Annotated in this window: 12 protein-coding genes; 4 read left to right on the top strand and 8 right to left on the bottom strand. The window is 49.3% G+C overall.

Annotated elements, in window-relative coordinates; genetic code table 11:
* Window positions 1-693 precede the first annotated feature (693 nt).
* From QUW60_RS10520 to QUW60_RS10500, 5 genes are all read right to left on the bottom strand, one after another.
* Window positions 694-1,110, bottom strand: a complete 417-nt coding sequence (locus QUW60_RS10520; protein ID WP_289560321.1) for a hypothetical protein — start codon at window positions 1,108-1,110, stop codon at window positions 694-696.
* Between the two features lie 99 nt (window positions 1,111-1,209).
* A complete protein-coding gene (locus tag QUW60_RS10515) occupies window positions 1,210-1,668 on the bottom strand; it encodes a hypothetical protein (protein WP_289560319.1) in 459 nt (152 codons plus the stop codon).
* 148 nt (window positions 1,669-1,816) lie between these two features.
* On the bottom strand, window positions 1,817-2,224 hold the full coding sequence (locus tag QUW60_RS10510; RefSeq protein ID WP_289560317.1) for a hypothetical protein: 408 nt from the start codon (window positions 2,222-2,224) through the stop codon (window positions 1,817-1,819).
* 706 nt (window positions 2,225-2,930) lie between these two features.
* Window positions 2,931-3,890: a PCMD domain-containing protein gene (locus QUW60_RS10505; RefSeq protein ID WP_258338529.1), complete on the bottom strand. Its 960-nt coding sequence runs from the start codon at window positions 3,888-3,890 to the stop codon at window positions 2,931-2,933.
* 120 nt (window positions 3,891-4,010) lie between these two features.
* Window positions 4,011-4,514, bottom strand: coding sequence for an SPOR domain-containing protein (locus QUW60_RS10500; protein ID WP_258338530.1), 504 nt, complete (start codon window positions 4,512-4,514; stop codon window positions 4,011-4,013).
* Window positions 4,515-4,707: 193 nt separating this feature from the next.
* Between QUW60_RS10500 and QUW60_RS10495 the strand changes: the two genes are divergently transcribed.
* From QUW60_RS10495 to QUW60_RS10480, 4 genes are all read left to right on the top strand, one after another.
* The gene (locus tag QUW60_RS10495) at window positions 4,708-4,911 is read left to right on the top strand and encodes a YtxH domain-containing protein (RefSeq protein ID WP_258338531.1); all 204 of its coding nucleotides are present in this window, start codon (window positions 4,708-4,710) and stop codon (window positions 4,909-4,911) included.
* 146 nt (window positions 4,912-5,057) lie between these two features.
* On the top strand, window positions 5,058-5,432 hold the full coding sequence (locus tag QUW60_RS10490; protein ID WP_258338532.1) for a phage holin family protein: 375 nt from the start codon (window positions 5,058-5,060) through the stop codon (window positions 5,430-5,432).
* Complete coding sequence (locus QUW60_RS10485) at window positions 5,429-5,695, top strand: hypothetical protein (protein WP_258338533.1); 267 nt, start codon at window positions 5,429-5,431, stop codon at window positions 5,693-5,695. Before QUW60_RS10490 ends, QUW60_RS10485 begins: the two co-directional genes overlap by 4 nt.
* Window positions 5,696-5,880: 185 nt before the next feature.
* Window positions 5,881-9,159: a S41 family peptidase gene (locus tag QUW60_RS10480; RefSeq protein WP_289560337.1), complete on the top strand. Its 3,279-nt coding sequence runs from the start codon at window positions 5,881-5,883 to the stop codon at window positions 9,157-9,159.
* A gap of 215 nt (window positions 9,160-9,374) precedes the next feature.
* Here the strand turns inward: QUW60_RS10480 and QUW60_RS10475 are convergent, their stop codons facing one another.
* Genes QUW60_RS10475 through QUW60_RS10465 form a run of 3 tightly spaced genes read right to left on the bottom strand, consistent with a single transcriptional unit; the run spans window position 9,375 to window position 14,207 of the window.
* On the bottom strand, window positions 9,375-10,595 hold the full coding sequence (locus QUW60_RS10475; protein WP_258338548.1) for a glycoside hydrolase family 88 protein: 1,221 nt from the start codon (window positions 10,593-10,595) through the stop codon (window positions 9,375-9,377).
* Window positions 10,596-10,617: 22 nt separating this feature from the next.
* Window positions 10,618-12,288, bottom strand: coding sequence for a glycoside hydrolase family 43 protein (locus QUW60_RS10470; protein WP_289560335.1), 1,671 nt, complete (start codon window positions 12,286-12,288; stop codon window positions 10,618-10,620).
* Window positions 12,288-14,207 (bottom strand): glycoside hydrolase family 97 protein, encoded by a 1,920-nt coding sequence (locus tag QUW60_RS10465; protein ID WP_289560333.1) that lies wholly within the window; start codon window positions 14,205-14,207, stop codon window positions 12,288-12,290. Before QUW60_RS10465 ends, QUW60_RS10470 begins: the two co-directional genes overlap by 1 nt.
* Window positions 14,208-14,257: the final 50 nt, after the last annotated feature.

Raw genomic sequence — 14,257 nt, 5'->3', positions numbered from 1 at the left:
TATATATAGGTACGAAAATCGTAACCTCACTGAAACATGTTTGTAAAATTGCAATCTCCGCTTTTCAATTGAAGCGGGAAATAACGGTCATACGGGCCCGTCACCTAAAAAGAAATGCTTTTTCTCAGTTTCAAAGGCTTTGTCCGCCCGCTTTCATCCTTTACGGCCATAGCAGCCGTTGCGCTTATAACTATAACTTTATAATTCATATACGCCGAAATGTCAAATTTCCGAATATACTTCTCGCCCGGTTCAATCCTTATAGCGCGCTTATCCGCCTCCAAAAAATCACTCCTTCTGCCATTGCCATATTCATAATTAACCAAACAATAAGATCCGCCGCCGGAATTCATGTCGCCGGTATAGAATAACATCAAATAATAAGGCGTGCCATTCTCTACCTCATAGACCAGAACATCGCCATCCACCTTTATATCAAGACTGACATTCTGCCCTCTCAACGGGAAAAAGAAACACATACATGCTACAGAAAAAACCATTTCATATCTCAAACCTTTGCAAACAAACACAATATCAGAACTTCCTGCGCCTTGCAGATACTGCAGATTGCGCTCAAATTTCCAAAAATGATTGCCGAACAAAGTCCTTTCATTGCCCTAATTATTTAAATGAATCCATCTGCTTTCATCTGTATCCAGCAGGAGTTTTGGAACATATAGCCCGTATGCAGGCTCACGGAATCTCTTTCTCCATTCTGACAATTTTATACCTGCCTTGTTCATCCCGGAATGACAAGCTGGCAACGGCACTGATTTTTTCTATACTTCCATCCGGGATATAACGGGATATGTCAATGGTACGGACATAGCTTTCTCCCAGTTCTACTTTTATGATTTGTTTGTTCTGCACCGGCAAAATATAATCACAAATCTTGCCGTCCGGTTTCTTGCACCGTATAAAAAGATGGGAACCGGTACCCAAATTCACATAAGTTTCACGCAACAATACAAACTTTTCTCCATGATTAACAACTTTGTAAATCACTTCGTTTCCATCCCTTGCCACACTGAAGTCTACATTCTGACCTTTAAGGCACAAGGCAGGAAAGAAACAGAACATACAGAAACATATCAATTTTAACTTCTTCATAATTGCACACGTTTAGGTTAGAAATCATGTCCTCTTGCTATTGCCCCTTCATTTCATATATTTATTCATCCAAACCATTAAAAGTCCGCCAGCACAAGCCTACCATCGCAATATCCTGTCCATTTTTTCCTTGTAAACATCTTTCTTGTCCTTCAAAGATACAGCTTCTATCTGAACATGGATATCAACTGAGCAAATATCATTTAAATTACCCTTATACAATCTTTTCAAATCATAAACATATTTGTTCTCATCGTATCTGGTAAGAAACATGCCATTCACATATAGAGAAGCATTATGCTGATGATTAAAAACAAAAAACGACCTTTTGAAAAGAAGTTTATTATTTAAATCTTTATACCGTAAAATAATAAAGGAAGCTGTTTCTGGTTTATAATTATCACGTCCCAAAGGACTTAAACGAAACAATTTATCCGTATTGTTTTTCACAACAAGAACCAACGTCCGGTCTGTCCGGTTAAAAGACAAATGCGTTTCTATTTGTGAAAATGCCACAAACGGAAACAAAACAAACACTGTAAACAAAAAAGCTTTCATACTTTATTTTTATCAAGCCAGCCAACGTCTGTATCCGGCACATCCATGTTCCAGAAGACATACTCCCTGCCGCCTTGCTCCATATCACAACACCGTCACCTGCTCCCATCGCTGATGCCTTTCATAAATCAAAGAAGCAAAACATGATTCAAAAAGCTATACTTCTATCAAACCTTTCTATATAAGGATTGCCATGCTCATCCTTCATCAAAATCGCTGCCCGACAAGAGATTCTCACAAGGCGTTGCCTGTCAAGTTCCGAAAGATCAATGTCACGGCTGAAACAAGTACCGGACTTTATTAAAAAGCCCATTTTTTCTATCAATACAAATGACACCTCACCGACATATCCGTCAGTATCCTTATAGTAAACATAACAATGCGAACCTCTATCCGGATTAAAGTTACCATATTGCACCAAATATATATCATTTGGAGTATCATTGACAACCGTATAGTTCAATGTGGCTCCCTTGAGCGTAATATCAAACTTCACATCCTGGGCCTTCAGATCCGGGAACAGGAGCAACAGCAGAAAAAAACAGATGCTTCTCATATCTTTAAGGTTTGTCTGTTTATACAAAGAAAAGAAAAAATCCGCTAATGTCCAAGAAAAAAAACGCAGAAACATCATTCCGTCATTTTAACACAGAAAGCGACAATTATCAAACACAAAGACACAAAAACGCACATTACACTTACATGCAACGAAGCAGAATCTTCCGTTCCAGGAGGGATTTCTTAACAAACACGAACACCAACCCCCTTCAGAAGCCCTGTAACGGGAGCAATATACCGAAACAAACTTGCAAAATATCCCAACAAACATCGGAAAATGACGGGACATCCGACCGAAAATGTCCCAACATGTTTGCAAAAATCTCCGCACACGTCACACCAACTGAAAAGAAAGGCTCAAAAACTTGAAAAGGACGGGAATTTTCCGCTGGAGCATACCTTCTTCACGCACCGCCCCAAAAGTCAGGAAGAAAGGATAAAGAGGACATACCAAACACAAAGAAGCCAAAAGGCCGGAAGAAAGACCAAAAAGCCATCAAACAGCCCGGAAAGGAAAAACACATGGCAACAGCACGAAGCATTTCCCTGCATTCCTTCCAGCCTGATGCCCGGCCGGGAGGAAAGAAGCGATTCTCGCGCCTCCGGATTTGCATTATGTCAGAAAGACATTCGCACACATGCAAAAAAATCGTGGCGGTTACAAGCCGCCACGATCCCTATTTTTGAAAAGAACACAAATCAGTTCAATACACCAGACTCACGTTATCCACCCAGATTTTGTTGCCGGGAGAACCAACAAACGCCCCTCCCAAACTGGAGGTGAACTGAAGAATCAGGTGGGTGGGCTTTTCATCCGCCCCGGCCCAGCCGTTCTCCTGAATCAGCACACTCTCGCCTTTGCTGTTGCGCGCGTAATAATGTCCGGCGCCCAAACCCATCAGTCCGGCGTCGTAATGCGCGTCGTGCGTGATGTCGCCATAGCTGATTTCATACGTGGCTCCGTTATGCCAGCCTTCTGTCTTGCTGTAGCGCACAACCGCCGTACCCACGCGCTTGGCGATGATGTTTCCGTCCTTGTCTTCCGTACGCTTCTGAAGGAAACAGGTCATAATCGCGCAGTCCTGCCCTTCCACCGTCGACTTGCGGCTGAAACCGGTCTGCCGGATGCGGTTCGGCTCACCCGACATCTGCACCTTGTAGTCATAGCGCACCGCCTTCGGGCGCGAGGTGAACGGCACCCCCGAGTTCAAGGCCTTTTCTCCGTCCTTGGTCCCCGTAATCGGCTCTTTCATGTCGCCGAGAAACAGCGATCCCGAAGCAAGCACCGTGATGTTCACCAGCCCCAGCACCTTCACGCTCTCGATATGTGTTTCAAGGCGCGCGCAGTGACCGCCCGTTTCACGCTTTTCCGGATATACGCTTGTATTGGTCTTTACAATTCCCATAACCTTGGCCATCACGTTTGAGTTCCCCCACGGCGAGCCTCCCTGATTGACGTATGCAATGTTTCCGTCAATCTCCTGCGTAGGCCCCAGCTCATAAAGCAGCTTTGTCTTTCCGCCTATGATGCCCGACTCATGTATCCTGCGGGTAACCCATTGCTCCATGTCACCGTATTTCAGGGGAACCACCTTTTCCTGGGCGCTCATCATGCAAGGAAACGCAAGCAGAGCCAGCCCCGAGATTACTTTAAAAAATTTCATAACCTAATCTAATTCATCATTTTTTAACGGCAGCAAAGATACAAAAAAAAGCGACAGTAGCCACACCATCGCTTTCAATCAAGAAATATTGAATACAAAATATTACTAATCAACTATTTATCAGAGGCGATACAGAAGCCATGCTCCCTGGAAGTCTTCGCGGCTCGGGTATTTGGCCTTGAAAGCATCTCTTGCACGGGCAGCCTCGTCGCGCGTGTCGAAGGATGCTGCCACCACGCGATACATGTTGCGCTGTGCATTATACACCACTTTCGCATTATAGCCTTCTCCGTCGAGCCATGTTTTCAGTCCGTCGGCATTGGCCTTGATTCCGAAGCTTCCGCACACAACGCTGTATGCCTTCAGTCCGTCGCCCGAAACCAGTTCCACCTTTTCCTCACGCACAGGAGCTGTAGTGACAGCCGGCTGGGGCGTTGTTTCAACCACCGGAGCGGCTTCTACGGCCGGAGCCTCTGCGGGAGTTTCCGCGGCATTCTGAGCCTCAGCCAGTTCCATCTGCTTTGCCTTTTCATAAGCTTTCTTGTATGCGCTTTCACTCGATTTGCAAGAAGAGAACGCAAGTGCCGTGCACAATGCCATTCCCAATACAACTACTTTTTTCATGTTGTTTATAATCTTAATTGGATTCTCGTCAAATATTTTTTGGCAAAAGTAGCAATATAAAAAGAGGATTTCTATTAAAATCTGTTAATATTGCATTCTTTTGATAACGGAAGTCCATTTTCCATCCGAAAATGTACCGTTTAACAGGATTAATTATTAGATTTGTATTGTGTAACTTTTAAATGATTAAATTATGAAAGCATTAAGTATTGTAGCTGCATTTCTGGGCGGTGTTACCCTGGGAGCAGCAGCGGGCCTTTTGTTCGCTCCGGAAAAAGGAGCCGACACTCGTAGAAAAATAGCGGAAGTTCTCCGTAAAAAAGGCATCCGTCTGAACCGTGACGAGATGGACGACCTGGTCGACCAGATCGCTTCGGAAGTGAAAGATGCTGACTGATTTTTTTGCGAAAGTACAACCGGGTGTGGCAAAACTCAGGTTTTGGCACACCCTGCTTTTAGGCTCTTAACGAACATACAGAATATCCGCAATTCCACTCCCTTCCGAAAAGGATCCGGAATGCCACCCTAAACAAACTGAATGACATGTTTGCAAACGAAAACAGCATAAACAACCTGGAAAGTCTTGTAAAGGAAATCAAGAAGTATATCGAACTTCAGGGGCAGTATATCAAACTCGACATCGTGGAAAAACTGACTGTGCTGCTCTCCACACTCATCCTGATTCTGATACTTATTGTCCTTGGCATGATGGCTTTGTTTTATTTCTCATTCATGCTGGTCTATGCACTCGAACCCGTTGTGGGAAGCCTCATCGGAGCATACGCCGTTATCGGAGGCGTCATCCTGCTGCTGGGAGCCGCGGTATACCGCATGAGAAAACAATGGATATTCCGGCCTATCGTGAATTTCCTCGCCAAACTCTTCCTTGAAGACACAACCGAAAAGAAAGAACAATGAACGAAATCAAAGAAATGATGCCTGCGCAATACAGCGTGCAGCTTATATCGCAACTAAGAGCTAAAAAGAAACAGGAGCTGAAAGAGTCAAAAGAACGGATCTTGAGCCTGACCCAAGAACTGTTCACGCCGCAGCAGAGCAAAAACAAGGCGGAAAACCTCATGCAGCACATCAATGCCGGAATCGCCGCATACGACGGCATACGGACGGGGATGATGATACTGAAACGCATCCGCGCGTTCTTCAACCGGAAAAAGAAATAAGAACGGGACGCACGTGCCCGGACCGGAAGGAAACGCGCAGAAGCGCACATCAGAACACGGAGCCACGGAAACACAGAGTTTCACTTCAACGGATGACCAAACAGACTCTCTGCGTTTCCGTGGCTTCATTGGTTACTCCAAAGGCAGACCACTCAATATTCAAATTACAATAAAGACAAAACATGATGAAAAAACAACTGCTCATTCTTGCAGGAACGGCTATGGTTTTGGCCGCCAATGCACAAGAGCCGCCTCTATGGATGCAGCACTGCGCCATATCGCCCGACGGAAGCACCGTTGCCTTCTGCTACAAGGGAGATATCTTTACAGTGCCGGCACAAGGAGGAAAGGCCGCACAACTGACAACTAACGCATCCTACGACACGCACCCCGTATGGAGTCCCGACGGAAAAAGCCTGGCTTTCGCCTCCGACCGGAGGGGGAGCATGGACGTGTACATCGTAGGAAAGGAAGGGGGCGTGCCCAAACGCATCACAACCCATTCGGGAAACGAAACGCCCATAGCTTTCCTGGACAACGGACACATCCTGTTTCAGGCCACATTGATGCCCGACGCGCAGGCGATCACCTTCCCCAGCGCACAGTTTCCCCAGGTCTACCTGACAAGTACGGAGGGCGGACGCCCAAGCCTCTACTCTTCCATACCGATGGAAGACATCAGCGTCGGAAGCGACGGAACCACGCTGCTCTACCACGACAAGAAAGGCTACGAAGATGCCTGGCGCAAACACCACACCTCTTCCATCACGCGCGACATCTGGATGAGTTCGCAAAACGGAGGCAAACGCTCATACACCAAGCTCACCGACTTCAACGGCGAAGACCGCACACCCGTATGGAGCGCCGACGGCCAGTCGTTCTATTATCTGAGCGAAAAGAGCGGGTCGTTCAACGTATACAGACGCAACGTCGACGGAAGCGGGGAAAAGCAGCTGACGCATCATGCCAAACATCCGGTACGCTTTCTTACCGCAGCAGACAACGGCACGCTCTGCTACGGCTACAACGGGGAAATCTATACGCTGAAAGAGGGACAGCAGCCGGAAAAGCTTAAAATCAGCATCATCACCGACCAAAGCGAACAGAACGTCATCCGGCAGATAAGGACATACGGAGCTACAGAAATCGCCGTGTCGCCCGAAGGAAAGGAAATAGCCTTCATCCTGCACGGCGATGTATTCGTAACAGCAACCGACTACAGAACGACAAAGAAAGTGACGGATACCCCCGAACAGGAACGGAGCCTCAGCTTTTCGCCTGACGGAAGAAGCCTTGTCTACGCCTCCGAACGCGACGGCCTGTGGCAGATTTACCGCTCTTCGCTCACCGAAAAGGACGAAAAGATGTTCACCTACGCCACCGGAATCAAGGAAGAACGGCTCACAGACAACAAGACAACGTCTTTCCAGCCCAAGTTCAGCCCCGACGGAAAGAAGGTGGCTTACCTTGAAAACCGCACAACATTGCGCGTCCTCAATCTGGAGAACAAGTCGGCACATACGGTTATGGACGGCAAATACGAATATTCGTACAGCGACGGCGACCAGTGGTTCGAATGGAGTCCCGACAGCAGATGGCTTTTAAGCGGCTACATAGGCACTGGCGGATGGAACAACAAGGATGTGGCGCTGGTAAACGCTTCCGGAAACGGGGAAATCCATAACCTCACCGAAAGCGGATACAACGACGGAAACGCCAAATGGGTGCTCGGAGGCAAGGCGATGATATGGAAAAGCGACCGCGCCGGATACCGCAGCCACGGAAGCTGGGGAGCCGAAAGCGATGTCTATATCATGTTCTTCGACCTCGACGCATACGAACGTTTCCGCATGAACAAAGAAGAACTGGCTCTGGCTGAAGAAAAAGAAAAAGAAAAAGAAAAGAAAGAGAAGGAAGAGAAGGAAGAAAAGAAAGACAAAGCTGCCGACAAGAAAAACAAAAAAGAAAAGAAGAAAGACGACAAGAAAGAAGTTGAGCCGCTCGAATTCGATCTCGAAAACTGCCGCGACAGAATCATACGGCTCACCGTAAACTCTTCGCACCTGGGCGACGCGGTGCTGACTGAAAAAGGGGACAAACTCTACTATCAGGCTTCTTTCGAGGGAGGATTCGACCTGTGGGAACACGACCTGAAAGAAAACAGAACCAAGATTCTGCTAAAGAATATCGGCTACGGATCGCTCGAGTCAGACAAAGACAACAAATACATCTTCCTTTGCACAAACGGAGGCATCCGCAGAATCGATGTAGGAAAGAGTGAAACGAAACCGGTGGATTTTGAAGCGGAGTTCAACTACCGCCCGTATGAGGAGAGGCAATATATCTTCGACCACATCTGGAAACAAGTGCTCGACAAGTTCTATGTGGCAGACCTGCACGGCGCAGACTGGAACAGCTACAGAGATACCTACCGCCGTTTCCTCCCGCACATCAGCAACAACTACGATTTCCAGCAGATGCTGAGCGAAATGTTGGGCGAACTGAACGGCTCGCACACCGGAGCACGCTATTACGCTCCGGGAGCAGCGCTTTCAACCGCAGCCCTGGGCGTATTCTTCGACGACACGTTCACCGGCGACGGTTTGAAAATAAAAGAAATAATCAGCCAGGGACCTTTCGCCGTAAAGAAGACAGACGTCGTGCCCGGATGCATCATCGAGAAGATCGACGGACAGCCCGTGCTGAAAGATACGGACTATTATCCGATGCTTGACGGAAAGGCAGGCAAGACAGTCCGCCTGGCAATCTATAACCCGGCCAACGGCAAACGTTTCAACGTTTCGGTCAAGGCGATTTCCCAAGGCAGCCAGTCGGAACTGCTCTACAAGCGTTGGGTGAAACGGAACGAGAAGATGGTAGAAAAGCTTTCGGGCGGACGAATCGCCTATGTCCATGTCAAAGGAATGGACAGCCCGAGCTTCCGCACCGTATACAGCGAACTGCTGAGCGACCGTAACCGCAACAAGGAAGCTGTCATCGTAGACACCCGCCACAACGGAGGAGGATGGCTGCACGATGATCTTGCCACCTTGCTCAGCGGAAGGGAGTATCAGCGTTTCATGCCGAGAGGACAGTACATCGGAAGCGACCCGTTCAACAAATGGCTGAAGCCTTCATGCGTACTGGTATGTGAAGACAACTACAGCAATGCACATGGCTTCCCCTGGGTTTACAAAGAACTGAAGATCGGCAAGCTGATAGGAACGCCCGTGCCCGGAACCATGACTGCCGTGTGGTGGGAGCGCCAGATTGACCCGAGCATCGTGTTCGGCATTCCGCAGGTAGGCTGCATGGACATGCGGGGAAACTATATGGAAAATCACCAGCTCGAACCCGACATCAAAGTCTACAACTCTCCCGAAAAGTCTTTGGAAGGAACCGACGAGCAACTGGAGGCTGCCGTGAAAGAAATGCTGAAAGAAGCTGACGCAAGCAAGAAATAACCTCAACGACGCTGCACGAAAGACACTCCCGCATACCGCAGAGGAATGTCACAGGCAAAGCGAGCAAATGCAAAAGGCACAAAGCCGCAGAGAACCGCATGAATCTTCAGATACACCGATTCCTGTGCTTTGTGCCTTCATTTCAAACCTTTATTTATACTCCGAATTTCAAGAAAGAAAAACAGGTACTTACCCTGTGCCGCCTTTTTTGCCCATCAGTGTGACTGGCGGTAAGCTTTCAGCCTCAGCAAAGCCTCGATATAATAATAGTCTGCATAAATGATTGAAGCATCTATTTCCGACTTGGCAGGCCAATGCCCCGTAGAATGCATGAGGAAAGCTACATTTCTGTCGCGCGACTGGTAGCTGTCCGAGCTCAGGCTTTTCAGCATCCTTTCAGCCGCATCGATATAATTCTGCCGCAGCTCGCCCTCACAATAGCCGGCAAGCTCAACCAAGGCGGAAGCAACGACACAGGCAGCAGAAGCATCTTTGGGGGCGTCCGGAATGCCGGGAGCACTAAAATCCCAGAAAGGCACATAATCTTCGGGCAGGCGTTCCAAATAAACATCCGTAACCTTCTTCGCGAAGTCCAGATACTTCGGGTCTTTCGTTTCGCGATACACCATGGTATATCCATAAATGGCCCAGGCTTGGCCTCGCGCCCACATTGTGCTGTCAGCGTATCCCTGATGTGTACACTGCCTGATGCATTTTCCGCTCAGCGTATCGTACACGGCCACATGATAGGAAGTATAGTCCGGACGGAACTGATTCTCCATGGTCTTATCGGCGTGGGAGACGGCTATGTCATAAAGCTTCTTGTCCCCTCCGTTGCGTGCCGCCCAGAAAAGCATTTCCAGATTCAGCATATTATCCATGATGGTATTGTGCCCTCCATAAACTTCCACATTGCGGGGCCATGACAGGATTGTTCCCACTTTCGGATTGAACAGGGCGGCCAGCGAATCGGCAACGGCAAGAATCACCTCCTTGTATTCCGGATTCTGAGTCAGACGATACCCGTTCCCGTAACTGCAAAATACAAGGAATCCCAGATCGTGGTCGTATGCCGGAGCAGAAGCAAGAAACTTCAGCGATCCGGTAAATCTCTCCGCTTCCCTGCGGATGGAATCATTTCCGGTCGCTTCATAGTCATACCACAGCACGCCGGGCCAGAATCCGGCCGTCCATTCTTCCTTAGTCGCCTTGCGGCAGTTCCACTTGCTCTCCCCCGGATAAATGTTTCTCGGCTCCATCGTATAGTCAATGGTATCACCGCAGTGCAGACTGTCCAACGCGCGGCACACCTGCGCATCGCAATATGCAAGCTCCTTATCCACATCGACTGTTCCAGCCGACGATGCAGTTTTTCCTCCGGCACATGCCGACAAAGCAGCCAGCCCCATGCCAAACAATACATTACTCAGTTTCATCATATCTCTGTTTACTTTAATTTCATTCTGCTTTTTCTACATGAAACCAGTCAGCATCCAGCCAGCCGCGCTCTTTTCCGCAGGGAGCCACGCTAAACAGTCCGACTTTCGCCCCAATCCACTTCCCCTGGCGCGCCTGAAAGACCTTTCCGGCTTCTGTGAACGTCTTTCCGTCAAGGCTGTAGCTGAAACGGCACAAGGCGTTTTTCTCCACTTTCACCCGAAGATAGATCTCACGTTCATAGTTCGGACGCAAGCCGGCTTCGTATCTGGCGCTCGGCTCCAACACCGCCAGCACAGCAGTTTCTTCAGGCGAACCCTGCTCGGCATCCTTACAGGCAGTCAGTCCGAGCACAAACTTCTCGCCCAGCTTCTCCACACCCAGATAAGCGTAATCCCAGCCCATCACAATCAGTCCCGACTTCTGTCCGTCGTCTTTGGCCGACACTTTCAGCTTTGCCGTAGCAACAAACTCTTCCGCAGGAAACTTCTGCAAGAGCAGGTTGGGCACTTCCCAGAAGTTCTTGAAATCCGCCGAAAGTATATGACCGTACAGACGCATGTATCCCATATCAGAAGTAAATCCGAAAACGTCCTGATAGTTGGCGTGCCACTCCCACTGAAGTCCCAGCTTGCGCGAATTGAACTCGTCGCTTTCAGCCGGAGTTTCTACCGGGAAACGCTTTCCGGCCAAAGGCTTGCGGTAGCGGCTTACCGGCTCTCCGCATCCGTCCCCGTCGGAATCATTGCCGATTACGGGCCAGTCATTGATCCATTTCATCGGATTCAGATGCACCACACGCCCGTAAGCCCCTTTGTCCTGAAAGTGCAGGAACCACGATTCTCCGTCGGAAGCATCCACCCATCCGCCCTGATGCGGACCGTTGATGTCCGTATCTCCTTGCGCCATCACGGTCTTAACCTCATAAGGGCCGTATACGTGCCTGGAGCGGAGCACCACTTGCCATCCGGTCACCACTCCACCGGCAGGAGCGAAAATGTAATAATAACCATTCCGCTTGTAGAACTTGGCACCTTCTATCGTATGGTTCACTCCGTCGTTACCGTCAAACACCATAACCGGATCAGATATGGGAGCCGTGCCCTCCGCATTCAGTTCAAAGACCGTGAGCACGCTATTGAACTTGGCCCGGCTTCCGGCCCACGCATGAGCCAGATAAAGCTTCCCGTCATCGTCCCAAAGCGGACACGGGTCAATCATTCCCTTTCCTTCCTTCACCAGCACCGGCTCGTCCCACTTGCCGAAAGGGTCTTTGGCCTTGACCATAAAGATTCCGAAATCAGGATCTCCCCAATAAATGTAATAAACCCCGTTATGGAAACGGATGGACGGCGCCCACACCCCTTTGCCATGCTGAGGCTGGCTGTAGAAGCCGGCCGGCTCTATTTTCTTCAAAGCATAGTTCACGATGGACCAGTTGACCAGATCCTTCGAATGAAGTATCGGAAGCCCGGGCGCACAGCCAAAGCTGGATGCCGTCATGAAGAAGTCATCCCCAACCGCACATACGTCCGGATCGGAATAGTCTGCATGAAGCACCGGATTCTTATACGTACCATCCCCGCAGTCGGCAACCCAAACGTCCGACTTGTACTGGGCATGTATCCCGTGCGAACCGTACAGCACGGCAATGCCCAGCAAAAACAATCCTTTCACAATCTTTTTACACATCATAATGTCTGACCTTTATATTTCTTGTATCTTTTGGCTGTCTGCGTATCCGCCGGCACAAAGCGTAGGGCAGCACCGCCTCTCGGTTTCAATGCAAAGCGCATGGTTTCATCAGCTTTCACCAGCAGATAAGAACATTTTACCTGCGTAGCAGTCTTTATTTCCTCTCCTCCGTCAGTATAGACATAAGCCAAATAAGTCTTGTCCTTGTCGAGGAATGACAGGTCCAACTCCTCTTCCGATCCCTCGTTGTTGGCAAGCATTCCTACAAACCACTCGTTTCCATGCCGTCTGGCCATCGTCACGTTCTTTCCCGGCTCACCGTCCACCACGTGCGATTCGTCGAATACGGTCTGCAGATTCTCAAACCACTCCATTTCGGGTTCGCCATGATAAAGTTCCGGCTTGTCATACCAGAAGATGGTTGTCAGCGGGCTGTAGAACACGACCGACGCCGCCAGCTGGTGGGCATGCGTATTCTTCAGACGCTTGTCGAAGTAACAGATGGTATAGTCGGCGGCACCGTTTATCATGCGGGTAAACGGAAGAATGGTGCTGTGGGTAGCGTCCGGAAACTCTTCGTTGCCCAATATGCCTTCCTGGGTGAGCAGATTGGGATAAGTGCGGCTGAACCCGGACGGACGGAACTCGTCGTGTATATTCATCATCAGCTTGTTCTCGGCAGCATAGCGCACCATGTCGTGCAGCCATGTCGCCCAGCGGTGGCTGGCATACTGCACAAAACCGGACTTCACTCCCACTATCCCCCACTGATGGAGCAGCGGAAACAGTTCGCGCATCTGCTTCTGGAGCGCGTGCTGGTTGACATACAGCCAGATGCCCACTCCCTTCTCTTTTCCATAGGCAACGATCCGGGGCATGTCCAGCCGGGAAATCACCTTTGTGGCATCTCCGTCGTGCGAGGTGCAAGGCTCATACCACTTCCAGTCGAACAGCATATAAGGAATGTTGTGTTCCGCGCAAAAATCAATCGTTCTGAATGCCCCTTCGTTTGTAAGGGTCGTTTCGCGCATGATCTTTCCCGGTCTGATCCATGATGCGTCAGCAATCTCGCAAGGCGGATTCAGGTTTTCGATGATAAAGTTATGCTCCAGCAGATCGCCCGGCCTGTCTGCCGCCATGATCACTTTCCACGGAGTGGCATAATAAGTCACCACATCCACCGGACTGTACATGACCGAAGCCAGCGTGTTCCGCTTGTCAGAAGAAGCTACAAACTTGGTCAGACACCAGTCGTCCACGTCCGCATCGGCAAGTGCCGCCCACACTCCGTTCGGAAGTTCAAGCGTAAGCGCCCGCTCTACCGGCTTTTTTATCGCGTTCACATCCAGATATTCAAAATGCGCCTGCGCCCACTGCTCCGCCCACGCCATTGTTCCGGCAGGGAAAGTATATTCGGTCAGATCCCCGGTCACCTTATGGAATACAGCCTGCGGATGCTCAGGGAAGAAATAGCGGAAGCCTATGCCCTCATCGTATGCACGCACCTCCACATTCAGCCGGTAGTTCGAACCGTCTTTTCTGGAGAGATACAGCGTGCCCCCATTGTAATGGTCGCGCACCCTGCTCCGTTCTCCGCAAAGCGGCTTCCATTCAGCATCGTGCCTGGTGTAAGACACCGAATCAATCTCCATCCTGTCCATCCACAAATCCGGCTGAGGCAAGCTTCTCATTCCCAAAGCCATCTCCCACACCCTATTGTCCAACTGCAGGCCGGCCTGCGACTCTTCCACCACCTGCTTTCCGTTAAAATCCACCCGATAACACAGCACATTTGCCCCCGAATCGGATTTCTTTCCATAAAACTTCACATGATGCATGCCTCCGGGCGATGTCAGATCCAACTCCACCGGCACAGAAGCAAAACATGATGTACCTAAAGCCGCCAAGGCTAACATAACAGACAGACCTTTCATAAAATCTTTCGTTTTTTATGAAAATACGAATC

Origin of the sequence: Bacteroides gallinaceum, assembly GCF_030373775.1 — a bacterium.
Classification (GTDB): Bacteria; Bacteroidota; Bacteroidia; order Bacteroidales; family Bacteroidaceae; genus Phocaeicola; species Phocaeicola excrementipullorum.
The sequence above is the reverse complement of the archived record's forward strand: the minus strand, read 5'-3'. Positions and strand labels throughout refer to the sequence as shown.

Bases quoted from the DNA above. Each gene is read 5' to 3' on its own strand.
- QUW60_RS10480 (WP_289560337.1), top strand. From the start codon at position 5,881: ATGAAAAAACAACTGCTCATTCTTGCAGGAACGGCTATGGTTTTGGCC.
- QUW60_RS10490 (WP_258338532.1), top strand. From the start codon at position 5,058: ATGTTTGCAAACGAAAACAGCATAAACAACCTGGAAAGTCTTGTAAAG.
- QUW60_RS10510 (WP_289560317.1), bottom strand. From the start codon at position 2,224: ATGAGAAGCATCTGTTTTTTTCTGCTGTTGCTCCTGTTCCCGGATCTG.
- QUW60_RS10515 (WP_289560319.1), bottom strand. From the start codon at position 1,668: ATGAAAGCTTTTTTGTTTACAGTGTTTGTTTTGTTTCCGTTTGTGGCA.
- QUW60_RS10485 (WP_258338533.1), top strand. From the start codon at position 5,429: ATGAACGAAATCAAAGAAATGATGCCTGCGCAATACAGCGTGCAGCTT.
- QUW60_RS10470 (WP_289560335.1), bottom strand. From the start codon at position 12,288: ATGTGTAAAAAGATTGTGAAAGGATTGTTTTTGCTGGGCATTGCCGTG.
- QUW60_RS10475 (WP_258338548.1), bottom strand. From the start codon at position 10,595: ATGAAACTGAGTAATGTATTGTTTGGCATGGGGCTGGCTGCTTTGTCG.
- QUW60_RS10505 (WP_258338529.1), bottom strand. From the start codon at position 3,890: ATGAAATTTTTTAAAGTAATCTCGGGGCTGGCTCTGCTTGCGTTTCCT.
- QUW60_RS10520 (WP_289560321.1), bottom strand. From the start codon at position 1,110: ATGAAGAAGTTAAAATTGATATGTTTCTGTATGTTCTGTTTCTTTCCT.
- QUW60_RS10495 (WP_258338531.1), top strand. From the start codon at position 4,708: ATGAAAGCATTAAGTATTGTAGCTGCATTTCTGGGCGGTGTTACCCTG.
- QUW60_RS10500 (WP_258338530.1), bottom strand. From the start codon at position 4,514: ATGAAAAAAGTAGTTGTATTGGGAATGGCATTGTGCACGGCACTTGCG.
- QUW60_RS10465 (WP_289560333.1), bottom strand. From the start codon at position 14,207: ATGTTAGCCTTGGCGGCTTTAGGTACATCATGTTTTGCTTCTGTGCCG.